Source organism: Amycolatopsis acidicola (assembly GCF_007713735.2).
Lineage (GTDB): Bacteria > Actinomycetota > Actinomycetes > Mycobacteriales > Pseudonocardiaceae > Amycolatopsis_E > Amycolatopsis_E acidicola.
Genome location: NZ_VMNW02000022.1, coordinates 78,952 through 103,013 on the forward strand (window position 1 = coordinate 78,952; position 24,062 = coordinate 103,013).

23 protein-coding genes are annotated in these 24,062 nt (G+C 70.5%); 16 read left to right on the forward strand and 7 right to left on the reverse strand.

The features are described from left to right. Positions 1–22: 22 nt before the first annotated feature. Genes hpnC through hpnH form a run of 7 tightly spaced genes read left to right on the forward strand, consistent with a single transcriptional unit; the run spans position 23 to position 8,503 of the window. Positions 23–922, forward strand: coding sequence for a squalene synthase HpnC (hpnC, locus tag FPZ12_RS17570; protein ID WP_144756885.1), 900 nt, complete (start codon positions 23–25; stop codon positions 920–922). After that, complete coding sequence (hpnD, locus tag FPZ12_RS17575; RefSeq protein WP_144756887.1) at positions 919–1,779, forward strand: presqualene diphosphate synthase HpnD; 861 nt, start codon at positions 919–921, stop codon at positions 1,777–1,779. Before hpnC ends, hpnD begins: the two co-directional genes overlap by 4 nt. Next, positions 1,776–3,131 (forward strand): hydroxysqualene dehydroxylase HpnE, encoded by a 1,356-nt coding sequence (hpnE, locus tag FPZ12_RS17580; protein ID WP_144756889.1) that lies wholly within the window; start codon positions 1,776–1,778, stop codon positions 3,129–3,131. The genes hpnD and hpnE overlap by 4 nt, the downstream gene beginning before the upstream one ends. Then, positions 3,128–4,138, forward strand: coding sequence for a polyprenyl synthetase family protein (locus tag FPZ12_RS17585; protein ID WP_144756891.1), 1,011 nt, complete (start codon positions 3,128–3,130; stop codon positions 4,136–4,138). The genes hpnE and FPZ12_RS17585 overlap by 4 nt, the downstream gene beginning before the upstream one ends. Continuing rightward, positions 4,138–6,027: a squalene--hopene cyclase gene (gene shc / locus FPZ12_RS17590; RefSeq protein ID WP_144756893.1), complete on the forward strand. Its 1,890-nt coding sequence runs from the start codon at positions 4,138–4,140 to the stop codon at positions 6,025–6,027. The genes FPZ12_RS17585 and shc overlap by 1 nt, the downstream gene beginning before the upstream one ends. Further along, complete coding sequence (gene ispH / locus FPZ12_RS17595) at positions 6,024–7,496, forward strand: 4-hydroxy-3-methylbut-2-enyl diphosphate reductase (RefSeq protein WP_144756895.1); 1,473 nt, start codon at positions 6,024–6,026, stop codon at positions 7,494–7,496. The genes shc and ispH overlap by 4 nt, the downstream gene beginning before the upstream one ends. Before the next feature lie 2 nt (positions 7,497–7,498). Continuing rightward, positions 7,499–8,503, forward strand: coding sequence for an adenosyl-hopene transferase HpnH (gene hpnH, locus FPZ12_RS17600; RefSeq protein ID WP_150980376.1), 1,005 nt, complete (start codon positions 7,499–7,501; stop codon positions 8,501–8,503). A 69-nt stretch (positions 8,504–8,572) separates the two neighbouring features. Here the strand turns inward: hpnH and FPZ12_RS17605 are convergent, their stop codons facing one another. Next, positions 8,573–9,544, reverse strand: a complete 972-nt coding sequence (locus FPZ12_RS17605) for a quinone oxidoreductase family protein (protein ID WP_144762534.1) — start codon at positions 9,542–9,544, stop codon at positions 8,573–8,575. A gap of 79 nt (positions 9,545–9,623) precedes the next feature. On the opposite strand from FPZ12_RS17605, the gene FPZ12_RS17610 reads away from it, so the two are divergent. After that, entirely contained in the window at positions 9,624–9,938 is a 315-nt protein-coding gene (locus FPZ12_RS17610; protein ID WP_144762536.1) for a hypothetical protein, read from the forward strand. A 268-nt stretch (positions 9,939–10,206) separates the two neighbouring features. Here the strand turns inward: FPZ12_RS17610 and FPZ12_RS17615 are convergent, their stop codons facing one another. The 5 genes from FPZ12_RS17615 to mptB form a co-directional block, all read right to left on the reverse strand. Next, complete coding sequence (locus FPZ12_RS17615) at positions 10,207–11,142, reverse strand: acyl-CoA desaturase (RefSeq protein ID WP_144762538.1); 936 nt, start codon at positions 11,140–11,142, stop codon at positions 10,207–10,209. 139 nt (positions 11,143–11,281) lie between these two features. Further along, positions 11,282–12,247 carry a COX15/CtaA family protein gene (locus tag FPZ12_RS17620; protein ID WP_166462798.1) on the reverse strand — a complete coding sequence of 322 codons (966 nt, stop codon included), beginning with the start codon at positions 12,245–12,247 and terminating at the stop codon, positions 11,282–11,284. Between the two features lie 251 nt (positions 12,248–12,498). Further along, a complete protein-coding gene (locus tag FPZ12_RS17625; RefSeq protein ID WP_166462801.1) occupies positions 12,499–13,224 on the reverse strand; it encodes an ABC transporter permease in 726 nt (241 codons plus the stop codon). Between the two features lie 56 nt (positions 13,225–13,280). Next, the gene (locus tag FPZ12_RS17630; RefSeq protein WP_144760543.1) at positions 13,281–14,207 is read right to left on the reverse strand and encodes an ABC transporter ATP-binding protein; all 927 of its coding nucleotides are present in this window, start codon (positions 14,205–14,207) and stop codon (positions 13,281–13,283) included. A gap of 24 nt (positions 14,208–14,231) precedes the next feature. Next, a complete protein-coding gene (gene mptB / locus FPZ12_RS17635) occupies positions 14,232–15,791 on the reverse strand; it encodes a polyprenol phosphomannose-dependent alpha 1,6 mannosyltransferase MptB (RefSeq protein WP_243769890.1) in 1,560 nt (519 codons plus the stop codon). 179 nt (positions 15,792–15,970) lie between these two features. Between mptB and FPZ12_RS17640 the strand changes: the two genes are divergently transcribed. From FPZ12_RS17640 to FPZ12_RS17675, 8 genes are all read left to right on the forward strand, one after another. Continuing rightward, positions 15,971–16,702 (forward strand): helix-turn-helix transcriptional regulator, encoded by a 732-nt coding sequence (locus FPZ12_RS17640; RefSeq protein WP_243769891.1) that lies wholly within the window; start codon positions 15,971–15,973, stop codon positions 16,700–16,702. After that, positions 16,699–18,147, forward strand: coding sequence for a Fe-S cluster assembly protein SufB (gene sufB, locus FPZ12_RS17645; RefSeq protein WP_144760552.1), 1,449 nt, complete (start codon positions 16,699–16,701; stop codon positions 18,145–18,147). Before FPZ12_RS17640 ends, sufB begins: the two co-directional genes overlap by 4 nt. A 1-nt stretch (position 18,148) precedes the next feature. Next, positions 18,149–19,315: a Fe-S cluster assembly protein SufD gene (sufD, locus tag FPZ12_RS17650; protein WP_144760555.1), complete on the forward strand. Its 1,167-nt coding sequence runs from the start codon at positions 18,149–18,151 to the stop codon at positions 19,313–19,315. Positions 19,316–19,347: 32 nt separating this feature from the next. Continuing rightward, positions 19,348–20,118 (forward strand): Fe-S cluster assembly ATPase SufC, encoded by a 771-nt coding sequence (gene sufC, locus FPZ12_RS17655; RefSeq protein WP_144760558.1) that lies wholly within the window; start codon positions 19,348–19,350, stop codon positions 20,116–20,118. A 36-nt stretch (positions 20,119–20,154) separates the two neighbouring features. Next, positions 20,155–21,441 (forward strand): cysteine desulfurase, encoded by a 1,287-nt coding sequence (locus tag FPZ12_RS17660; protein WP_144760561.1) that lies wholly within the window; start codon positions 20,155–20,157, stop codon positions 21,439–21,441. Further along, positions 21,442–21,885, forward strand: coding sequence for a Fe-S cluster assembly sulfur transfer protein SufU (sufU, locus tag FPZ12_RS17665; protein ID WP_144760564.1), 444 nt, complete (start codon positions 21,442–21,444; stop codon positions 21,883–21,885). Beyond that, on the forward strand, positions 21,882–22,277 hold the full coding sequence (locus FPZ12_RS17670; protein WP_144760568.1) for a metal-sulfur cluster assembly factor: 396 nt from the start codon (positions 21,882–21,884) through the stop codon (positions 22,275–22,277). The genes sufU and FPZ12_RS17670 overlap by 4 nt, the downstream gene beginning before the upstream one ends. A 164-nt stretch (positions 22,278–22,441) precedes the next feature. Next, positions 22,442–22,969, forward strand: a complete 528-nt coding sequence (locus FPZ12_RS17675) for a snapalysin family zinc-dependent metalloprotease (protein WP_144760571.1) — start codon at positions 22,442–22,444, stop codon at positions 22,967–22,969. Between the two features lie 146 nt (positions 22,970–23,115). Here the strand turns inward: FPZ12_RS17675 and FPZ12_RS17680 are convergent, their stop codons facing one another. Continuing rightward, a complete protein-coding gene (locus FPZ12_RS17680; protein ID WP_150980378.1) occupies positions 23,116–23,976 on the reverse strand; it encodes a peptidylprolyl isomerase in 861 nt (286 codons plus the stop codon). Positions 23,977–24,062: the final 86 nt, after the last annotated feature.

Below are 24,062 nucleotides of genomic sequence, written 5' to 3' on the forward strand. Positions count from 1 at the left end.
CCTTCCGATGGATTATGGGCCGATGACACCGGCACCGACAGGTCGCGACACGGCCGGCCGTCCCGTGCTGCACGGTTTTCCCCCGTCCCGGGTGGTTTCGCCGCCCGCCACGCTCGAAGAAAAGAAACACGCGGAAAACTTTCCCGTAGCACTCCGCGTACTCCCGGCAGCGCTGCGCCGCGATCTCGGCGCGGTCTACAACGTGGTGCGCGTCATCGACGATCTCGGCGACGAAGCCGAAGGTGATCGAACGGTCGCGTTGCGGGCATTCCGCGAGGATCTCGAGCGCGCCTGGCGCGGTGACCCGCGGGAGCCGGTGCTGCGCGCGCTGCTGCCGACGATCCGGGCCAGGGGGCTGGATCGCGAGCCGTTCGACCGGCTGGTGCGGGCGAACCTTCAGGACCAGGAGGTTTCCCGGTACCCGGACCAGGCGGCGCTTCGGGAGTATTGCGCGCTTTCGGCCGATCCGGTCGGCCGGATCGTGCTGCGGATCTTCGGCGTCCGTTCGGCGGAAGCCGAACGTCTCTCGGATCTCGTGTGCACCGCGCTTCAGCTGCTCGAACACTGCCAGGACGTGGCCGAGGACCGCTGGGCGGGCCGCGTCTACCTGCCGCAGGCCGATCTGGCCGGTTTCGGGGCCACCGAAGGAGATCTCGACGCCGTGAGCACGCCGCCCGCCGTGCGGCACGCGGTGGAACTGCAGACGCGCAAGGCGCTGGATCTGCTCGACGAAGGTGCCGCGCTCGTCGGGCGGCTGCGCGGCTGGGCCCGGCTGGCGATCGGCGGATACGTCGCGGGCGGGCTCGCGACCGCGGATGCCTTGCGCCGCGCGGAATGGGACGTGCTGGCCGTCACGCCACGGCCACGCAAGCAGGACGTGCTGGTCCATCTGGTGAAGCTACTGACGAAGAGGCACCGATGACGACGGATGTGGCAACCGCCTACCAGGCGTGTGAACAGATCACCAAGACCGAGGCGAGGAACTTCTACTACGGCATCCGGCTGCTGACCCCGCAACGGCGGGCGGCGCTGTGCGCGGTGTACGCGCTGGCACGCCGGGTGGACGACATCGGGGACGGGGACCTGCCGGTGGAGGAGAAGTCCACCCAATTGCAGGATGTCCGAAAATCACTGGCAGAGCTGGAAATCAGCACGGATCCGGTGCTGATCGCGCTCGCCGACGCGGCCCGCCGCTACCCGATCCCGCTGGGTGCCTTCGAGGAGCTGCTCGACGGGGTGTGGATGGACATCGAGGGCCGTCGCTACGAGACCTTCGCCGACCTGACCCAGTACTGCCGCTGCGTCGCCGGGGCCATCGGCAGGCTGTGCCTCGGCGTGTTCGGCAGCAAGCCACACCCGGACGCCGCCCTGTACGCCGACCAGCTCGGGATCGCTTTGCAGCAGACCAACATCCTCCGCGACATCCGCGAAGACCTGATCAACGGCCGCGTGTATCTGCCCCAGGAGGATCTGGACCGGTTCGGGGTGGAACCGGCGCTGGACGAGCAGGGCAGGCTGATCGACGACGGCGGCGCGCTGACCGCGCTGATCCGGCACAGTGCCGCCCGCGCCCGCGAGTGGTACGCCGACGGGCTGCGCCTCGTGCCGCTGCTCGACCGCCGCAGCTCCGCCTGCTGCCTGGCGATGGCGGGCATCTACCGCAGGCTCACCGACCGGATCGCCGAACAGCCCTCGCTCGTGTTCGACCGCCGGATGTCCTTGTCCGGCAGGGAAAAGCTGGGGGTGGCGGCCCGGGCGCTGACGGGGCGCGCGTCGTGAGCGAACGCATCGCCGTCGTCGGCGGTGGTCTCGCGGGGATCACCGCGGCGTTGCGCTGCGCCGACGCGGGCGCCGAGGTCACGCTCATCGAGTCCCGTGGCCACCTCGGCGGGCTGACGCATTCCTTCCGCCGTGGCGAGCTCGACGTCGACAACGGGCAGCACGTGTTCCTGCGCTGCTGCACCGCGTACCTCGAGCTGTTGCGGCGGTTGCGGGTGATGGGCAAGGTGTTCCTCCAGCCGAAGCTGGCGATCCCGGTCCGCTCGCCGGGCTCCGCGCGGCCGGTGTGGTTGCGCCGCAACGGTTTGCCCGCGCCGCTGCACCTGGCCGACTCGGTGCTGAAGTTCCGGCCGCTCGGGCTCGGCGACCGGATGCGGTTCGCCGGGGCGGCGTTCGCGCTGCGCGGGGTGGACCCGGCGTCGAAGGAGGCGGACGGGCAGTCCTTCGCGGACTGGCTTTCCGCGCACGGGCAAAGTGAACGCGCGATCGCGAACCTCTGGGACCTGGTCGGCATCGCGACCCTCAACGCGCCCGCGACCGGCGCTTCGCTCGGCCTCGCGGCCACGGTCTTCCAGGTCGGCCTGCTCACCGAAGCCTCGGCCGCGGACATCGGCTGGTCGAAAGTGCCGCTGCGCGAACTGCACGGCGACGCGGCGCAGGCCCGGCTGACGGAGGCAGGCGCCGAAATCCTGTTCAACACCAAGGTGACCGCGCTGTCCCCGGACGGCGAGGGCTGGCGGCTCACCACTTCGGAGCGTGAGCTGACCGCCGACCGGGTGGTGCTCGCGGTGCCGCCGCCGGCCGCCGCGCGGCTGCTGCCACCCGGGAGTGTGGACCTGCCGCCGGAATGGGACCGGCGCCTCGGCAGTTCGCCTATCGTCAACGCCCATGTGGTCTTCGACCGGCCCGTGCTGGACGAACCGTTCTTCGCGGCGGTCGATTCCCCGGTGCAGTGGGTGTTCGACCGCACCGGTCAGTCCGGTGTGGACAGTGGGCAGTACCTCGCCGTCTCGCTGTCCGCGGCCGACGACCTCATCGACGTCCCGGTACGCGAGATCCGCGCGCGCATCCTGCCCGCGCTCCGTGCCGTGCTGCCCCAAGCGGCGCGCGCCGGGGTCCGGGATTTCTTCGTCACCAGGGAAAGGCACGCCACGTTCCGTCCGGCGCCGGGCTGCGCGGCGCTGCGCCCTCCGGCCGTGACCGCGGCCGAGGGCGTCGTGCTCGCCGGCGCGTGGACCGCCACGGGATGGCCCGCGACCATGGAAGGCGCCGTGCGCAGCGGCGACGCGGCCGCCCGTGCGCTGCTCGGCAATGCCGTTGTGCCAGGTAAACAGGAGGGTGTACCAGCATGACTGCGGTTCTCGATTCACTCGCGCAAGGCAGGCAGGCGATCATGCCCGCGATGCGGGCCGCACTCGACAGGCTCGACCCGGCCACCAGGTCGATCTCCCACTACCACCTCGGCTGGACCGATCTCGACGGCAATCCCGCGTCGGCAGGCGGAAAAGCGGTCCGGCCCGCGCTCGCGCTGCTCTCCGCCGAAGCGGCGGGCGCCCCGCCTGAAACCGGGTTACCGGGCGCGGTCGCGGTCGAGCTCGTGCACAATTTCTCGCTGCTGCACGACGATCTGATGGACGGGGACACCGAACGCAGGCACCGGCCGACGGTCTGGGCCGTGAAGGGCGCGGCCAGCGCGATCCTGACCGGGGACGCGATGCTTTCGCTGGCGCAGGAAGTCCTGCTGGACGTCGACGGGCCGGGCGGGGTGGCCGCGGCGCGGCTGCTGACCGAGGCGACCGGCGAGCTGATCCGCGGCCAGGTGCTGGACGTGCAGTTCGAAAGCCGCGACGACGTCTCCCTCGACGAATGCCTGGACATGGCGGCGGGCAAGACCGGCGCGCTCCTTTCGGCCAGCAGCGCGATCGGAGCCGTGCTCGCCGGCGCTCCACAACGGACAGTGGACGCGCTCGCCGGATTCGGCGCCGACATCGGGCTGGCCTTCCAGCTCGTCGACGACGTGCTCGGGATCTGGGGCGAACCCTCGGTCACCGGCAAGTCGGTGTACTCGGATCTGCGTGCCCGCAAGAAGAGCCTGCCGGTCACGTACACGGTCACCCACGGCGGCGCGCTCGGGCGTGAGCTGTCGGAGTGGCTCGCCCGGCCGGAGACGCCGGGCGAGGAGTCGGTCCGCGGCGTGGCGGAGAAGATCGATCAGGCCGGCGGGCGCAAATGGGCGCTGGACGAGGCCTACCGCCGCATGGCCGCGGGACGGCTGAAGCTCGAAGAGGCCGACATCCCCGGCCGCGCGCGGGAGGAACTGCTTTCGCTGGCCCAGTTCATCGTCACGAGGGAGGCTTGATGACTCTGACCACCGAGCCCGGAGTCCGGACGCCGGCCGAGACCCTGGAGCGCGCGGTCGCGCATCTCAAGGGCAGGCAGGAGACCGGCGGCTGGTGGAAGGGCGAGCTGGAGACGAACGTCACGATGGATGCCGAGGACCTGCTGCTGCGGGAGTTCCTCGGCATCCGCACCGCTCGCGAGACCGAAGAGGCGGCGCGATGGATCCGTTCGCAGCAACGGGAAGACGGCACCTGGGCCACGTTCTACGGCGGCCCCGGCGACCTGTCCACCACGGTCGAAGCGTGGGTGGCGCTGCGCCTGGCCGGTGATTCGCCCGACGCGCCGCACATGCGGGCGGCGCAGGAGTTCGTGCTCGACGGCGGCGGGCTGGAGGCCAGCCGGGTGTTCACCCGGATCTGGCTGGCGCTGTTCGGCCTGTGGTCCTGGGACGAGCTGCCGAACATGCCACCGGAGCTGATCTTCCTGCCGTCCTGGTTCCCGCTCAACGTCTACGACTGGGGTTGCTGGGCGCGGCAGACGGTAGTGCCGCTGACCATCGTGGGCACGCTGCGCCCGGTGCGGCCGCTGTCGTTCGGCGTGGACGAGCTGCGCACGCGCCAGCGGAAGCGGACGTTGATCAAGCCGTGGACGTGGTCGGGCGCCTTCGAAATGCTCGACCTCGGGCTCAAGGCGTATGCCAGGCTGCCGGTGAAACCCTTGCGGGGACTGGCGATGCGCCAGGCGGCGGAGTGGATCCTCGCGCGGCAGGAGGCCGACGGCTCGTGGGGCGGGATCCAGCCGCCGTGGGTGTATTCGTTGCTGGCGCTGCATTTGCTCGGCTATTCCTTCGAACATCCGGCCATGAAGGCCGGGCTGAAGGGGCTCGACGGGTTCATCATCCGGGAGGAGACCCCGGACGGCCGGGTGCGACGGCTGGAAGCCTGCCAGTCCCCGGTGTGGGACACGGCCTTGGCGTTGACGGCGTTGCTGGACGCGGACGTGCCCGCGGACGATCCGGCGGTGCTCAAGGCCTCGGATTGGTTGCTGGGCGAGGAAATCACGGTGAAGGGCGACTGGGCGGTGAAGCGGCCGGCCACGCCGCCCGGGGGCTGGGCCTTCGAGTTCGCCAACGACGTCTACCCCGACACCGACGACACGGCGGAGATCGTGCTCGCGCTGCGCCGGGTCGCGCATCCGGACCGGCCGCGGTTGAAGGACGCGGTCGAGCGGGCCGTCACCTGGCTCAACGGCATGCAGTCCGCGGACGGCGGCTGGGGCGCGTTCGACGCGGACAACACGCGCACGCTCACCACCCAGCTGCCGTTCTGCGACTTCGGCGCGGTGATCGACCCGCCCTCGGCCGACGTCACCGCGCACGTGGTGGAAATGCTGGCCGCGGAAGGGCTCACCGGCACGAAGGAATGCCGCCGCGGGGTGGCCTGGCTGCTGGCCGCGCAGGAGAAGGACGGGTCGTGGTTCGGCCGCTGGGGCGCGAACCACCTCTACGGCACGGGCGCCGTGGTGCCCGCGCTCGTCGCGGCCGGGGTCTCGCCACAGGCGTCTCCGATCCGGCGTGCGGTGGAATGGCTTGCCGAGCACCAGAATCCGGACGGCGGCTGGGGCGAGGACCTGCGTTCCTACCGGGAACCGGAGTGGATCGGACGCGGGGATTCCACGGCTTCGCAGACGGCCTGGGCGCTGCTGGCCCTGCTGGCCGCGGGTGAGCGTGATTCGTCCATTGTGGAGCGTGGCGTCGGCTGGCTGGCGCGGACCCAGCGCGAGGACGGCACCTGGGACGAGCCGCAGTACACCGGCACCGGGTTCCCCGGCGACTTCTACATCAACTACCACCTGTACCGGCTGGTGTTCCCGGTTTCCGCGCTGGGCCGGTACCTGGAGGCCTCGTGACGGGTGTGGTGTGCGCGCCGATGCACGTGGAGGCCGCGGCCTTGCGGGCTCCCGGCGTGCGGGTGCTGCACACGGGCATGGGCCCGCGCCGGTCGGCCGAATCCGCCCGGCAGTTCAGCGGCGCCACGCCGGTACTGGTGGCCGGGGTCGCCGGAGCGGTCACCGGCGGCGTCGAGCCGGGCGACGTCGTGGTGGCCACCGAGATCGACGGGCCGGACGGGCCGGTGCCCCTGTGTTCGGCGCCACTGCTCGCGGGCGCGCTGCGGCGACTCGGGCTGACCGTCCACACTGGACCGGTAGCGTCCTCGGACAAGATGGTGGAGGGCGCGGACCGGGCGCGGTTCGCCGAACGGGGCGCACTGGCCGTCGACATGGAGTCCGCGCAGTTCGCTTCCGTACCGGCGCCGCTGGGGGTGGTACGGGCCATTGTGGACACTCCGGGCTACCCGCTGCTGCGGCCGGGCACGTTCATGCGCGGGCTTTCCGGGCTGCGTTCGCTGCGGCTGGCGGCACCGGCGCTGGCGGATTGGTGTGCCGCGGCCGGTTCCGGCGAGCTGCTGCTGGCCAGCCCGCGGTCGTTCTGCGCGGGGGTGGACAGGGCGATCGAGATCGTCGAGCGGGCGCTGGAGCGCTACGGCGCGCCGGTGTACGTGCGGCGGCAGATCGTGCACAACGCGCACGTGGTGCGCCGCCTGGAAGACCTGGGCGCGGTCTTCGTGCAGGAGGTCGAGGAGGTGCCCGAAGGCGCGACGACGGTGCTGGCCGCGCACGGCGTGGCGCCCTCGGTGCGGGAGGCCGCCGACGCGAGGGGACTGCGGGTGATCGACGCGACCTGCCCGCTGGTCACCAAGGTGCACAACGAGGTTCGCCGCTACAGCGCACGCGGCGACACGATCTTCCTCATCGGGCACGCCGACCACGAAGAGGTGGAAGGCACCGTCGGGGAGGCGCCCGGCCGGGTGGTCGTCGTCGAGGACGCCTCGGCGGCGGCGCAGGTCCGGGCGGAGGATCCGGAGAAGGTCGCGTACGCCATGCAGACCACGCTGGCGGCCGACGAGGCCGAGGAGGTGGCTTCGGTGCTGCGCGAGCGGTTTCCCGCGATGGCGGCGCCGAGACGGGACGACATCTGTTACGCCACGACGAACAGGCAGCGCGCGGTGCGCGCTGTCGCCGAGCATTCCGATGTCGTGCTCGTGGTGGGTTCGGCGAACTCGTCGAACTCCCAGCGGCTCGTGGAGGTGTCGCGGCGGCGGGGCGCGGCCGCGTACCTGGTGGACGATGTGTCCGAAGTGGACCTGCGGTGGCTCGCGGGCGCGCGGCGGATCGGGATCACCGCGGGTGCTTCCGCCCCGCCGCACCTGGTGGAGGAGCTGACCCGGTGCCTGGGCGGGCTCGGCCGGAACTCGGTACGGGAGTCCCAGGTTGCCGACGAAGACGTCCGATTCACGTTACCTCGGGAGGTGGGGTAGACATGCACATGCCATTGCGGCAGTCGATGCGGCTGGGTGCGTTCCTGGCCAAGCAGAAGCTGCTCCGGAAGGACAAGTTCGCGATACTCGTCGAGCTGGAGCCGCTGTTCGCCTGCAACCTCAAATGCGGCGGCTGCGGGAAGATCCAGCAGCCGGCGCATCTGCTCAAGCAGCGGATGCCGGTGCAGCAGGCGATCGGCGCGGTGGAGGAGAGCGGCGCGCCGATGGTGTCCATCGCCGGCGGCGAGCCGCTGATGCACCCGCAGATCGACGAGATCACCCGGATCCTGCTCGAGCGCAACAAGATCGTGTTCCTGTGCACGAACGCGCTGCTGCTGCCCAAGCACATCCACAAGTTCAAGCCGCACCGCAATTTCGCGTGGATGGTGCACATCGACGGGCTGGAGGAGAAGCACGACGCCTCGGTCCGCAAGGAAGGCGGGTTCCAGGCCGCCGTGGACGCCATCCGGCTCGCGAAGTCGAAGGGCTTCCGGGTCATGACGAACACGACGTTCTTCAACACCGACAGCCCGCAGGACGTCATCGACGTGCTCGACTACCTCAACGACGAGGTGGGCGTGGACAACATGCAGCTCTCGCCGGGCTACGCGTACGAGAAGGCACCGGACCAGGAGAGCTTCCTCGGCGTGCAGCAGAGCCGTGAGCTGTTCTCGAAGGCCTTCGCCGATGGGCGCCGCAAGAAGTGGCGGCTCAACCACTCGCCGGTGTTCCTCGACTTCATCGAGGGCAAGCGGGATCTCGAATGCACGCCGTGGGGCATCCCGTCGTATTCGCTGCTGGGCTGGCAGCGGCCGTGTTACCTGCTCGACGACGGCTACGCCAAGACCTGGCGCGAGCTGATCGAGGAGACCGAGTGGGACAAGTTCGGCCGCGGCAAGGACCCGCGCTGCGCGAACTGCATGGCGCACTGCGGCTACGAGCCCACGTCGGTGATCGCCACGACGAACTCGCTCAAGGAGACCATCCGCGCCGCGGTGAGTGTCTGAGCGGTGCACGAAAAGGGCGGCCGGCTTCCAGCCGGCCGCCCTTTTCGGGTTCCTTGTCGCGCAAGGCATTCAGGGCTGCAGGATCAGCTTTCCGGTGGTGCGCCTGCCCTGCAGGTCCTCGTGCGCGCGGCGCGCGTCGGCGAGCGGGTAGCGGTGGCCGACGCGGACGTTGAGCGCACCGGAGGTCACCGCCTGGAACAGTTCCTCCGCGCGCCAGTCGAGTTCCTCGCGGGTGCGGACGTAGTGCGCGCTCGTCGGGCGGGTCAGATAGACCGAGCCGGCGGAGTTCAGGCGCTGCGGGTCCACCGGGGGCACCGGGCCGCTGGCCGCGCCGAACAGGGCCAGCACGCCGCGCACCCGCAGACTCGCCAGGCTGCCGTCGAAAGTGGTCTTGCCGACGCCGTCGTACACCGCGGCCACGCCCTCGCCGCCGGTGAGTTTCCGCGTCTCCTCGGCGAAATCCACCTTGTCGTAGCGGATGATCTCGTCGGCGCCGGCCTCGCGGGCCAGTTTTTCCTTCTCCTCGGTGGACACCGTGCCGATCACGCGCGCGCCGCGGGCCTTCGCCAGCTGCACCAGCAGCAGCCCGACCCCGCCGGCGGCGGCGTGCAGCAGGATCGTGTCGCCCTCCTGCACCTCGTACGTCGAGCGGACGAGGTAGTGCGCGGTGACGCCCTGCAGCATCACGGCCGCCGCCGTCTCGTCCGGCACGCTGTCCGGCACGTGGACCGCGATGCTCGCGGAGATCTTCGCGCGCTGCGCGTAACCGCCGAGCTGGCCCTGCCACGCCACGCGGTCACCGGGCTTGAACCCCGTCACGTCCGGCCCGACCGCGGCCACCGTGCCCGCGCCCTCCATGCCGAGGGTGAGCGGGAGGTCCATCTTGTACAGCCCGCTGCGGTGGTAGGTGTCGATGTAGTTCACCCCGGCGGCGGCCACGTCCACCACGATCTCGCCGGCTCCCGGTTCGCCGATCTCGACCTCCGCGACCTCCAGTACCTCGGGGCCACCGGTGCGGCGGATCTGCACTGCCGTGGACATGGGTTCTCCTCACTCTCGCCGTGCTGGGCCGTTCCCAGTCTCACACTGCGCCCCGGGCGACGCGCCTTAGGATGCGGGTGTGGCTGAAGAGACCGAAAAGACCGAACCGCCGACCGAGAAGCAGCTCGGCGCCGCCCGCCGTTTCGTCGCCGAGCACGGCAAGCCCGCGAAGGCCGTGGTGGAGAACATCGGCCGGAAGGGCGCGCGCGTGGTGCTCGTCGGCGCCGACGGCGCGCTCGGCGACGTGATCGTGCCCGCCCCCGCGACTGGTGACGCGCTCGTCGAAGCCGTCGAGGACCTCGAGCCGGCGGAGTGGGACGCGGAGACCGTGGGCGCCACCAAGATCGGCGCCGCGCACCGGCACCGCATGGCGGGCCCGCGCGGCCGCCACTGAGCCCCGGCGTTACCCGCGGGCCTCGCCCGGCCGGGTTCCGGCTCGCCTTGCGCCGTTTTGGCCGCTGGGGTTGGTGTGTTGGCTGCTGGGGGTGGTGTGTTGGCTGCTCCGGCTGACGCTTTGGCCGCTGGGGGCTCAGGCGTGACGGGCCCGGCTGGCCGACGCGGCTTGTAGCCCGTCTTGTCCGACCGGCGCTCCTGGCCATGGCCCGCTTGGCCAACACGAGCCCCGCGGCCCCGGCCGAAGCGGGCTCCGCGCGGGCCGCGGCTCAGGCGGCTTTCGCGCGTTTGGCCGCCAGCCGCTCGGCCCGCGGCCACCGCACGTCGCGGGCCCAGCGGAGCTTCTCGAACATCCAGATCACCCGCGCCGAGACGTCCACCTGACCGCGCAGCACCCCGTGCCGGGCGCAGGTCGGGTCGGCGTGGTGGGAGTTGTGCCAGGACTCGCCCATCGACAGGATCGCCAGCGGCCAGAAGTTCGCCGCCTTGTCCCGGCTGGCGAACGGGCGGTCACCGACCATGTGGCAGATCGAGTTCACCGACCAGGTCACGTGGTGCAGGAACGCGATCCGCACCAGCCCGGCCCAGAAGAACGCGGTCACCGCGCCCCACCACGACCAGCTCAGCAGCCCGCCGAGCAGCGCGGGCAGCGCCAGGCTCAGCGTGATCCACAGCCAGAAATACCGGTTCACGACGCGGAGATCGTTGTCCGCCACCAGATCCGGGGCGAACCGGTCGTAGTTGGTCACCTCGCGCTGGAACATCCAGCCCATGTGCGCGTGCCAGAACCCGCGCGTGAGCGCCATCGGCGACGTGCCGAACAGCCAGGGGGAGTGCGGGTCGCCCTCGCGGTCGGCGAAGGCGTGGTGGCGCCGGTGGCTGGCCACCCAGAAGATCACCGAACCCTGCACGGCCATACTGCCCGCGATCGCCAGCGCCACGCGCAGCACCCGCCCGGACTTGAAGGCGCCGTGGGTGAAGTAGCGGTGGTAGCCGACCGTCACGCCGAGGGTGGCGACCACGTAGAACACCGCCGCCAGCACGAGGTCGAGCCAGTTCAGGCCCCAGCCCCAGGCCAGCGGCAGCGCGAGCACGAGCGCGGCGAAGGGGATCAGCAGGAAGGCCTTGAGGACGATCATCTGGCCGGTGGACCGGCTGTGGGAGACCAGTGGTTTGGCACCGGCCCGGACATCGGTGGTACTCATGCGCCTGAAAACCTCACTCCGGTTCGCGGACGGGAAACGGACATTCCGCCCTCGCCACGCAGTAGCGTAGTGCCCTGGTCTGGCGAGCACGCCGACACCGCGTTAAGGCAGTATGTCCGCTCGCGGACCGCTGACCGGTTCAGGCAGCGGTGAGTTCTCTCTCTTCGGCGCCGGCCGGGGCGGCGGCCCCGCGGTCCCGCGATCCGCACCACAGCGCGGCGGTCGCGATGATCACGAGCGCGGAACCCAGGACGTGGAAGGAAACCAGCGCCTCCGGCACCCCCAGCGCGTACTGCACGGAACCCAGCACGCCCTGCGCGAGCGCGACCACCCAGACGAGGCTGTAGCGCCACCAGAGCCGCTTCGGCGCGCCCGCGCGCAGCAGCGTGAGCCCGAACATCACCAGCACGAGCAGGTAGCAGACGAGGAACGCGCCGTGGATCGTGGCGAGCGTCTCGATCGGGGCGTCGAGCCGGTGGGTTTCCGGGTCGCCGCCGTGCGGGCCGGCGCCGGTGACCGTGGTGCCGGCGATCAGGATCGCCCACAGCGCCACCACGAGCGTGACGAGCAGCTTGTGCCCCAGCGGCGGGACCAGCCAGCGCGCGGGCTCGTCGCCCTCGAGGAACGCGTGCAGCAAAAGCACCGCGAGCCAGATCAGGGGAGTGGAGACGAGGAAGTGGATCGCGACGGTCCACCATTCCAGCTTCGCCAGCACGGTCATCCCGCCGACCACGGCCTGCAGGACGACGCCGCCGGGCATCGTCCACGCCAGCGCCAGCAGGCGCCGCCGGTCCGGCCGGTCGAGCTTGACCCGCCACGCGGTGATGACCGCGATCGCCGCGACCGCGATGACCAGGCCGGTCAGCATCCGGTTGCTGAACTCGATCCACTGCGTGAACTGGTGGTACTCCGCATGCTGGACCGGCACCATGCTGCCGGGCTGGCATTCCGGCCAGGTCCGGCAGCCCAGCCCCGAACCGGTCACGCGGACGACCGAGCCGGTCACGCCGATCCCGGCCTGCGCCACGATCGCGGCGATGCCGACCCCCTTCTGCACCGCGCGCGAGGGGAGGGGCAGCCGGCCGACGAGCGAGTTCAGGAACACGCGATCGAGGATATTCCCCGGGGCTTGCCGTGAGGTCGGCCGGGTGGTAGCGCCGGGGGATCGCGCCGGGTGGTGGCTGGGCGTGAGAGGAGCCGGGCGGGGTGGCGTTCGTGGTGGCCGCTTGCCGCGGATGGTGCGGGCGGGGACTTGGCGGAGTCGTGGTGGGGGATGGCGCCGAGTGATGCTTCTCGAACTACCGGCGGGGAGTCGCGTCGTGCGGGCGGAAACCGGGCCCGGGCGCGCCGCGGGACTCAGGTCAGGCGAGTGGTGCGGGTGGCGAGGGCACCCGCCACGGCGCCCCAGCCGATCAGCACCACGACGGGCTCCCACGCGAGCGTGCCTTCGACGAGAGCCTGCCGCAGGCCCTCCGCCAGCGCGCCGGACGGCAGCAGCTCCACGATCGTCGCGGCGCCGGACGGCAGCGTCGAGGGCGCCAGCAGGATCCCGCCCGCGAGCAGCAGCACGAACCACACGATGTTCGCCAGCGCCAGCACGGCTTCCGCGCGCAGCGAGCCGCCCAGCAGCACGCCCAGCGCGCCGAAGCTCAGCGTGCCGAGCACGAGCAGCACCACCGCTTCGGCGAGCCCGGCGCCCGAGGGGGACCAGCCGAGGATCGCCGCCACGGCGCCGAGCACGACCACCTGCAGCAGCACAACGACGAGCGCGGCCACGATCCGGCCCGCCACCAGCAGCCAGCGCGGCAGCGCCGTCGCGGAAAGCCTTTTCAGGACGCCGTAACGCCGGTCGAAGCCGAGCGCGATGGCCTGCCCGGTGAAGGCCGAGGACATCACCGCCAGCGCGAAGATCCGCGGCGTCACCCAGTCCACTTTGGACACCGGGCCGAGGTCGCCGGTGGGCACGATGTCCAGCAGCGTCAGGCCGATCAGCAGCGCGAGCGGGATGAGCAGGGTCAGCAGGATCTGCTCGCCGTGGCGCAGGGTGAGACTCGTCTCGACCCTCGCGTGCGTGCTGAGCATCTTGGCGCGGCTGCCCGCGCCGGGCTTCGGGGTGAAGGTGCCGGGGGCGAAAGTGGTCACGAGCGCAGCTCCCGTCCGGTCAGCTCCAGGAAGACCTCTTCCAGATCCCGTTTGCCCACATGCAGTTCCTCCGCCAGCACGCCCTGCTGCGCGCACCACGACGTGACGGTGGAGACCACCTGCGGGTCGACGTGGCCCAGCACCCGGTAGCCGCCGGGGGCGACCTCCTGCACGTGGTAGCCCTCGGGCAGGGCGGCGGCCAGCAGCGTGGTGTCCAGCCCCGCGCGCGCCTTGAACCGCAGCTGCGCCGAGTCGGAGTCCTCGGCCGTCAGCGCGCTCGGCGTGCCCTCGGCGATGACCTGGCCGTGGTCGACGATCACGACGTCGTCGGCCAGCGCCTCGGCCTCTTCCATCAGGTGCGTGGTCAGCAGGACGCTCACGCCGTCCGCGCGCAGCGCGCCCAGCAGGTCCCAGACCAGGCGCCGCGCCTGCGGGTCCATGCCGGCCGTCGGCTCGTCCAGGAACACCAGCTCGGGGCGGCCGACGAGGGCGCAGGCAAGGGAAAGGCGCTGCTGCTGCCCGCCGGAAAGCCGTTTGAACGGGGTGCGGCGGGCGGCGGCCAGGCCCAGGATTTCCAGCAGCCACGCGGGATCCAGCGGCTCGGCGGCGCAGGACGCGACCAGGCCGAGCATCTCGCCCGCGCGCACGCCCGGGTACGCGCCGCCGCCCTGGGGCATCACGCCGATGCGGGGCCGCAGCTTCGCGCCTTCGCGCGCCGGGTCCAGCCCGAGTACCCGCACCGAACCGGAATCCGGCCGCAGGAAGCCTTCGCAGATCTCGACGGTGGTGGTCTTCCCTGCGCCGTTGGGCCCGAGCAGGGCGAGCAGGCGGCCGCGGTGCATCTTCAGGTCCAGGCCGTCGACGGCGGTCTTCGGGCCGTACTTCTTCACCAGCCCGGTGATCTCGACGGCAGGTGTGCTCACGACCGTCAAGCCTACGACCCCGCGTCAGACCGCACTCTTGGCCTCCCGCTTGAGCAGCATGGGGGAGGCGCGGCGGACGATCAGCAGCGCGATCGCGATCACGACGATCCCGGCCAGATAGGCCTGCAACGGGACGAAGGACCGGCCGTCGAAGGTGCTGCCCGGCGGCGCGACGAGGAAGGCGACGACCGCGCTGACTATGGTCGCCGCCACGCGGAAGCGCGAGGTGCCTGCCGCGGCGGCGAGGGGGATCACCGCCCACAGCAGCCACCAGGGCTGCATGGCCACGTGCAGCATCATGAACGCGCCCAGCGAAACGCCCAGCCCGATGATCGGCCGGTACCGCCAGCGGAAGCTGTCCCAGAGGAACTTGACCGTGATCAGCCCGGCCACCACGGTGCCGGCGAACTGCACGATCGACACCAGCGCGTCGGTGTGGTTGCCCAGCCCGAGCGCGATACCGAGCACGCCGCCGAGGTTCGCCAGCTCGGCGGTGGGTGAGATCCAGCTGCGCACCATGCCCGGCGTGCCGAGCGCGCCGACCCAGCCGAAGCCGAGCCCGGTGCCGTAGCAGAGCGCGACGATCACCACGCCGAACACCGCGAGCATCAGGCCCGCCGCCTTGAGCAGGTCGGTGATCCGGCCGTGCCAGCGTCTCGCGATCATCACGCCGAAGAAGCCGAGCGCGATCATCGCGTTGATCTTCACCGCGGCGCCGAGGGTGATCACCACCGCGCCCAGCACGATGAACAGGATTTCGCCGCGCGCCAGCGGCGGCGGGCTGTCCCCGGCCACGCGCACCGGCAGCCGCCGGATGCCGATCTCCAGCCCCGCCACCATCAGCCCGATGCCGAGCGCCTCGTTGTGCGCGCCGGCGACGAGGTGGAAGAGCACGAGCGGGTTGGCCGCGCCCAGCCACAGCGCGGTGGCCGGTTCGACGCCGAACCGGCGGGCCAGCCGCGGCAATGCCCAGATGATCAGCACCACGCCGACGAGCGCCAGCGCGCGCTGCAGCAGTACGCCCGCGACGATGTTGTCGCCGACGATGCCGGAGATCCAGCTGCCGAGCTTGAGGAACAACGGGCCGTACGGCGCCGGGGTCTCGCGCCACATGTTCGACACGCCGCTGGTCAGCGGGTCGCCGACGCCGAGCGCCTGCGCCGGGCCGAGCGAGTACGGGTCCATCCCGCGGTGCACGATTTCGCTCTGCGCGAGGTAGCTGTACACGTCGCGGGAGAACAGGGGCGGGATGAACATCAGCGGCGTCAGCCACATCACGAGCGTGCGCGTCAGCTGCGCGCGGCTCACCAGCCGCGCCCGGCCCGGCCGGGCGAAGCGGCCCAGCATCAGCCATGCGATGACCAGCAGCCCCATGCCGGTGAACGCGATGGCGAGGGAGACCGTGGGGATGCGGGAGAACAGCCGCAGCACCGGGATGTCCTGCACCGGGTTGAGCACCGGGGCCGCACCGGCCCCGAGCGAACCCAGCGCCAGGAACAGCGCGCCGACCGTGCCCAGCCTGCGCACGACGTCGAGCGCGCGCAGCTCTGTGATTTCGAGGGGGCCCGCGTCCGGAGGCCGCACAGGGGATACGCCCTGCTCTGTGCCGGGATCGCTGACTACCACGTTAGAAGACTATCGGCGCCGCAAAGCGGCTCCGTTGAGGGTGGCGGCCGACCCTGTCGGTACCCCATGCCGTGACTCCGGTCACTGCCGGATGATCTGTCTTTGCCCTCGGCGGGGAAATACGACACACTTATGTTGTGAAAAACAACGGCGAGCTCCCGGACCCGGGTTCCGCCGTGCCCGCGCAGGCGACGGCGGAGGGACGGACCAGGCACGAGGTGGCCCGTCTCCTGCTGGAGGACGGCCCGATGACCGCCGTGGTGGTCGCGGACCGGCTGGGCATCAGCCCGACAGCGGTGCGCCGTCACCTCGACGCGCTGCTGGCCGACGGCGAAGCCGAAACCAGGGACGCGCCCCGGCGCGGCCCGCGCGGGCGGGGCCGTCCGGCCAAGCTCTTCCTGCTCACCGAAGCGGGACGGGCGAGGTTCGGGCACGCCTACGACGACCTGGCCGCCTCGGCCATCCGCTTCCTCGCCGAACACGCCGGGGAGGACGCGGTCCGCGCGTTCGCGGAGCGCCGGGTCGCCGCGCTGGTCGAACCGCACGAGGCCGCGGTCACCGAACCGGGCGATCCCGCCCGGCGCGCCGAGGCCCTCGCCGCGGCGCTGACCAGGGAGGGTTACGCTGCGTCGGCCCGCCAGGTCGGCAGCGGCGAACAGCTCTGCCAGCACCACTGCCCGGTCGCCCACGTCGCAGCTGAGTTCCCGCAGCTGTGCGAGGCGGAGACCGAGGCATTCGCCAGGCTGCTCGGGACGCACGTGCAGCGCCTGGCGACCATCGCACGCGGTGACTCCGTGTGCACGACACACGTCCCGGCGGAACCCCCGCAGGGACAACGAGCACGAACTCCGGATGGAGGAAGCGCATGACTGCCGCTGCCGAGCAGCGCAATCCCGCCACCGCGCCGCTGACCCAGGAAGAGACGATCGACTCCCTGGGCAACTACGCCTTCGGCTGGGCTGACTCAGACGCCGCGGGGGCCAGCGCCCGGCGCGGGCTGAACGAAGAGGTCGTCACCGACATCTCCGCGAAGAAGTCCGAGCCCGAGTGGATGACCGAGGCGCGGCTGAAGGCCCTCAAGCTCTTCGAGCGCAAGCCGATGCCGAACTGGGGCGCCGACCTCTCCGGGATCGACTTCGACAACATCAAGTACTTCGTCCGCTCCACCGAGCAGCAGGCGGAGAGCTGGGACGACCTGCCGGAGGACATCAGGAACACCTACGACAAGCTCGGCATCCCGGAGGCGGAGAAGCAGCGCCTGATCGCCGGTGTCGCCGCGCAGTACGAGTCGGAGGTCGTCTACCACCAGATCCGTGAGGACCTGGAGGCACAGGGCGTGCTGTTCCTGGACACCGACACCGCGCTCAAGGAGCACCCGGAGATCTTCCGCGAGCACTTCGGCTCGGTGATCCCGGCCGGGGACAACAAGTTCTCCGCGCTGAACACCGCCGTGTGGTCCGGTGGCTCCTTCATCTACGTGCCGCCGGGCGTGCACGTGGACATCCCGCTGCAGGCCTACTTCCGGATCAACACCGAGAACATGGGCCAGTTCGAGCGGACCCTGATCATCGTCGACGAGGACGCCTACGTGCACTACGTCGAGGGCTGCACCGCGCCGATCTACAAGTCGGACTCGCTGCACTCCGCGGTCGTGGAGATCATCGTCAAGAAGGGCGGCCGCTGCCGCTACACGACCATCCAGAACTGGTCGAACAACGTGTACAACCTGGTCACCAAGCGCGCCAAGTGCGAAGAGGGCGCGACCATGGAGTGGATCGACGGGAACATCGGCTCCAAGGTGACCATGAAGTACCCGTCGGTCTTCCTGATGGGCGAGCACGCCAAGGGCGAGGTGCTCTCGGTCGCGTTCGCGGGCGAGGGCCAGCACCAGGACGCGGGCGCGAAGATGGAGCACCTGGCGCCGCACACCTCCTCGACGATCGTGTCGAAGTCGGTGGCGCGCGGCGGGGGCCGCACGTCCTACCGCGGCCTGGTCAAGGTCGCCAAGCGGGCGCACCACTCCGCCTCCACGGTGAAGTGCGACGCGCTGCTGGTGGACAACATCTCCCGCTCGGACACCTACCCCTACGTCGACATCCGCAACGACGACGTGTCGATGGGCCACGAGGCCACCGTGTCCAAGGTCAGCGAGGACCAGCTGTTCTACCTGATGTCGCGCGGCCTCACCGAGGACGAGGCGATGGCGATGGTGGTGCGCGGGTTCGTCGAGCCGATCGCGCGCGAGCTGCCGATGGAGTACGCGCTCGAGCTGAACCGCCTGATCGAACTGCAGATGGAAGGAGCCGTCGGCTGACATGACGGTGGCAAGCGACAACATCTCCGAAGCGGCGGAGGTCACCGTCCCGGCTACCTCGCGCGCGGAGCGCTTCACGGGGTACGACGTCGAGGCTTTCGAGGTCCCGGGCGGCCGCGAGGAGAACTGGCGGTTCACCCCGATGAAGCGGCTGCGCGGGCTGCACGACGGCTCGGCGGTCGCCGACGGGGAGATCAAGGTCGACGCGGACGCCGCGCCCGAGGTGCGGGTCGAGACCGTCGGCCGCGAGGACGAGCGCCTCGGCAAGGCCGGCGAGCCCAGCGACCGCATCGCGGCGCAGGCGTACTCGTCGTTCACCTCGGCCACCGTCGTCACGGTGCCGAAGGAGACGAAGGCGTCGAAGCCGACCCTGCTGCGGCTGACCGGCCCCGGCGAGGGGCTCACCGCGTACGGGCACGTGCAGGTGCGCGCCGAGGCGTACGCCGAAGCGGCCATCGTGCTCGACCACGCCGGTTCGGGCACGTACGCGGACAACGTCGAGTTCGTGATCGGCGAGGGCGCGAAGCTGACCGTGGTCAGCGTGCAGGACTGGGCCGACGACGCGGTGCACGTGTCCGAGCAGCACCTGAAGCTCGGCAAGGACGCGACGCTCAAGCACATCGTGGTCACCCTGGGCGGCGACCTGGTGCGCGTCTCGCCGACGGCGACCTTCGCCGACAAGGGCGGCGACGTGGAGATGCTGGGGCTGTACTTCGCGGACGCGGGGCAGCACCAGGAGCACCGGCTCTTCGTCGACCACGCGGTGCCGAACTGCAAGTCGAACGTGATGTACAAGGGCGCGCTGCAGGGCGACGGCGCGCATTCGGTGTGGATCGGCGACGTGCTGATCCGGGCCGCGGCCGAGGGCACCGACACCTACGAGCTCAACCGCAACCTGGTCTTGACCGAGGGCGCGCGGGCCGATTCGGTGCCGAACCTGGAGATCGAGACCGGCGAGATCCTCGGCGCGGGGCACGCCAGCGCCACGGGAAGGTTCGACGACGAGCAGTTGTTCTATCTGCAGTCGCGCGGGATCGAGGAGGAGTCGGCGCGGCGCCTGGTGGTCCGCGGGTTCTTCCACGAGATCCTGATGAAGATCGACATCCCGGAGGTGCGCGAGCGCCTGCAGGCCGCGATCGAAACCGAACTCGAAGCCGTCGGCGCCTGAGCCACCCCACCACGAAAGACGAAAGAAACCTCATGGCCACACTGGAAATCAAGGATCTGCACGCCGGCGTCACCACCGACGAGGGCAGCAAGGAGATCCTCAAGGGCGTCAACCTGACCATCTCCTCGGGCGAGACGCACGCGATCATGGGCCCCAACGGCTCCGGCAAGTCCACGCTGTCCTACGCGATCGCCGGGCACCCGAAGTACGAGGTGACCTCCGGCGAGGTGCTGCTCGACGGCGAGAACGTGCTCGACATGACCGTGGACGAGCGGGCGCGCGCCGGGCTGTTCCTGGCGATGCAGTACCCGGTCGAGGTGCCCGGCGTGTCGATGTCGAACTTCCTGCGCACGGCGGCCACCTCGGTGCGCGGCGAGGCGCCGAAGGTGCGGCACTGGGTCAAGGAAGTCAAGGAAGAGATGACCAAGCTGGAGATCTCTCCCGAGTTCGCCGAGCGCAGCGTGAACGAGGGCTTCTCCGGCGGTGAGAAGAAGCGCCACGAGATCCTGCAGCTGGCGCTGCTCAAGCCGAAGATCGCGATCCTCGACGAGACCGACTCCGGCCTGGACGTGGACGCGCTGCGGATCGTCTCCGATGGCGTCAACGAGTACAAGGCGAACAACGAGGTCGGCGTCATGCTGATCACGCACTACACCCGCATCCTGCGGCACATCACGCCGGACTTCGTGCACGTCTTCGCGGACGGGCGGATCGTGGAGTCCGGTGGCCGGGAGCTCGCCGACGAGCTGGAGGAGAACGGCTACGTCAAGTACGCGGGCAAGGCCGAAGCCGCCACCGTCTGAGCTCTCCCGAACTGACACCGGAAGGGAGTTGGCGCGATGACCACCACCACAGCCAACACGCCTTTGGACGTCGCTGCCCTGCGCGCCGACTTCCCCATCCTGTCCCGCACGGTGCGGGACGGGAAACCCTTGGTGTACCTGGATTCCGGGGCGACCTCGCAGCGGCCGAGGCAGGTTCTCGACGCGGAGCGGAAGTTCCTGGAGACCTCCAACGCGGCGGTGCACCGCGGGGCGCACCAGCTCGCGGAGGAGGCCACCGACGCCTACGAGCGCGCCCGTGAGCTGATCGCGGGGTTCGTCGGCGCGGACCACGGCGAGCTGGTGTTCACCAAGAACGCCACCGAGGGCATCAACCTGGTCGCGTACGCGATGAGCAACGCGGCCACCGATCCGGACCCCGCCGCCGAGCGGTTCCGGATCGGCCCTGGTGACGAGATCGTCATCACCGAGATGGAGCACCACGCGAACCTGGTGCCCTGGCAGCAGTTGTGCCGGCGCACCGGCGCCACGCTGCGCTGGTTCCCCCTCACCGGGGACTTCCGGCTCGATCTGTCCGATTTGGACGAACTGGTGAACGAGCGCACGAAACTCGTCGCGTTCACCCACCAGTCGAACGTGCTGGGCACGGTCAACCCGGTCGAGCCGATCGTCAAGCGTGCCAAGGAAGTCGGGGCGCTGACCCTGCTGGACGCGTGCCAGTCCGTGCCGCATTTCCCGGTGAACCTGCACGCACTCGGCGTGGACTTCGCGGCCTTCTCGGGGCACAAGATGCTGGCGCCGTCCGGGATCGGTGTGCTCTACGGGCGCCGGGAGCTGCTCGAAGCGATGCCGCCGTTCCTGACCGGCGGGTCGATGATCGAGCTGGTCACCCTGGAGCGCACCACGTTCGCCCCGCCGCCGCAGAAGTTCGAGGCCGGCGTGCCGATGACGTCGCAGGCCGTGGGCCTCGGCGCCGCGGTCGAGTACCTGTCCGGCGTGGGCATGCGCGACATCCAGGCGCACGAGCACGCGCTGACCGAGGCCGCGGTGGCCGGGCTGGCGCAGGTCGAGGGCGTCCGGCTGATCGGGCCGTCCGAGGCGAAGGACCGCGGCGCCACCATCGCCTTCGTCATCGACGGGGTGCACCCGCACGACGCCGGGCAGGTGCTGGACAGTCTCGGCATCGCGGTGCGCGTCGGGCACCACTGCGCGTGGCCGCTGCACCGGGCGTGCAAGGTGCCCGCGACGGTCAGGGCCACGTTCTACCTGTACAACGATCTGTCCGAAGTGGACGCACTCGTGAACGGGGTGCGTGAGGCGCAGAAGTTCTTCGGGGTGGCGTGAATGAACCTGGAGTCGATGTACCAGGACATCATCCTGGACCACTACAAGAACCCGCACGGGCGCGGCCTGCGGGACCCGTTCGACGGCGAGTCGTTCCAGGTCAACCCGACCTGCGGCGACGAGGTGACGCTGCGGGTGAAGCTCGACGGCGAGAAGGTCGCCGACGTGTCCTACGACGGGCAGGGCTGTTCGATCAGCCAGGCCTCCACGTCGGTGCTCACCGACCTCGTGGTGGGGCGCACGGTGGGCGAGGCGTTCAAGACGATGGACTCGTTCGTCGAGCTGATGCAGGGCCGGGGCCAGGTGGAGCCGGACGAGGACGTGCTGGAGGACGGCGTCGCCTTCGCCGGGGTCGCGAAATACCCGGCCCGCGTCAAGTGTGCTTTGCTGGGGTGGATGGCTTTCAAGGACGCTGTGGTCAAAAGCGAAGGAGCGACGGCATGACCGAGGAGACTCAGACTCGCGAGGGCCGCACCGCCGCCGACCTGCCCGAGCAGGCGCAGCCGGCGTCCGGTGACGTGGCCAAGATCGAGGACGTCGAGGAGGCCATGCGCGACGTGGTCGACCCGGAGCTCGGGATCAACGTGGTCGATCTCGGCCTGGTCTACGACATCCGTGTCGAGGGCGACAACACGGCCACCATCGACATGACCCTGACGTCCGCGGCCTGCCCGCTGACCGACGTGATCGAGGACCAGACCGCCTCGGTGCTGGTCGGGAACGCGGGTGTGGTCAAGGACTTCCGCATCAACTGGGTGTGGATGCCCCCGTGGGGCCCGGAAAAAATCACCGAGGACGGCCGCGAACAGTTGCGCGCCCTCGGTTTCACCGTCTGACCCCGGCTCAAGTGGGTCCAGTGGAGGCCACCGGCATCTCGTGCCGGTGGCCTCCCCGCGTATAACGCCCTATACCGCCATGCTCGGTACTTTCGTGGGTAGTGGATGACCCCGTCCATCTCCTACCTTGCGTGTTAATCACCAACGCGACGACGGGGACGGGCATGGCAGGTAAGCGTTTGACGGCGGGCGTGCTGGTGGCGCTGGCGCCGCTGGCCGCGCAGCTGCTGGTGACGCCGCATGCCGGCGCCGCGGCGGTCACCACGCTCTACTACAGCTCCTCCGACGCGGCGGACTACGTCTCGCAGATCGACCAGGCGGCGGCGAACTGGAACAACGCGGTCAGCGACGTGAAGCTCGTCAAGGGTTCCGGCGGCGCGACGATCGTCGTCCACGAGACCGACGACGGCCAGGGCTCGTACACCAGCACCGACGGGCACGGCCACGGCCAGGTGTACATCGACAAACAGCAGGTGGCGGAAGGCTTCGACGTCACCCGTATCGCCGCGCACGAACTCGGCCACAACCTCGGCCTGCCCGACGACTACGACGGCCCGTGCTCCGAGCTGATGTCCGGGCACGGCCCCGGAACCTCGTGCACCAACGCCGTGCCGGATGCCGGGGAAGCCGCGCAGGTGACCGAAAACTTCGCCGGCGGGTTCGCGCCCGCGGCGCCCCGGGTGGCCCGCTAGCGGGCCTGGGGGAGGGCTGCCAGGGGCGTCCCCGCCGGGATCGGGGCCGGCGGGGACGCCTTTGGTGGCAGCCATGGGAAAGACTTGGGGGACAAGGAAAACCCCGCCCGCGCCTCGGCGCCGGGCGGGGTTTTCCTGCTGCCGGGTCAGGCGTCGATCGTCGCCCCGGTGAACTTCACCGGGGTCTTCGGGGCGCCCGTGCCGTCACTGCTCTGCGCGGCCGAGGACGGGTCCACGCCGTCGCGGGCGACCTTGTCCAGCACCTGCAGGCCGGCGTCGGAGATCGAGCCGAACACGGTGTAGTCCGGGTCCAGCTGCGCGTCGCCGTAGACCATGAAGAACTGGCTGCCGCCGCTGTTGGGCTGCGACGTCTTCGCCATGGCCAGGACGCCGCGGCCGTAGGTCAGCTGGGCGAAGTTCTCGTCCGGGACCGTGTAGCCCGGCCCGCCCATGCCGCTGCCCGTCGGGTCGCCGCACTGCAGCATCTGCAGGCCCTCGGTGCCGAGCCGGTGGCACGAGGTGTCGGTGTAGAAGTTCTGGTTGATCAGGTTCAGGAAGCTGTTCACCGTGCAGGGCGCCAGCGCCCGGTCGAGGGTCAGCGGGATGTCGCCGGCCGTCGTCTTCAGCGTGACGTTGACCGTGCCCGTCGAGGGCACGTTCTTCCCGTTCGGCGCGGTGGCCTTCTTGTCCGCCTGCTGGTCGGACGAAGCGGGGTAGTCGCACGTGGTCGGGTTGGGCAGCGGGGTGGGCCGCGCCGCCTCGGTGACGCGCTGGGTGGGGATGTTGATGGAGCTGCTCTGCGCCGAGCTGCTCGGCGAGGCCGCCGAACTGGTGTCGCCGTTGTTCTGCGTCACGAAGAACACCACGAGGCCGGCCACCACCACGACCACGCCGACGGTCGCGCCCACGCCGATGATCTTGCGGCGGCGCGCGCGCTCGGCACGGCGGACGAGCTGCCGTTCCAGTTTGCGCTTCGCGGCCTCACGGCGCTGCTGGTTGGTCGCCACCTGCCCTCCAGAATTTTCCTCGACGTCACCGAACGGGTGGCGGCAGTCTATGGGCACAGCCTGTGAGAACCCCTGTCTCTTATACA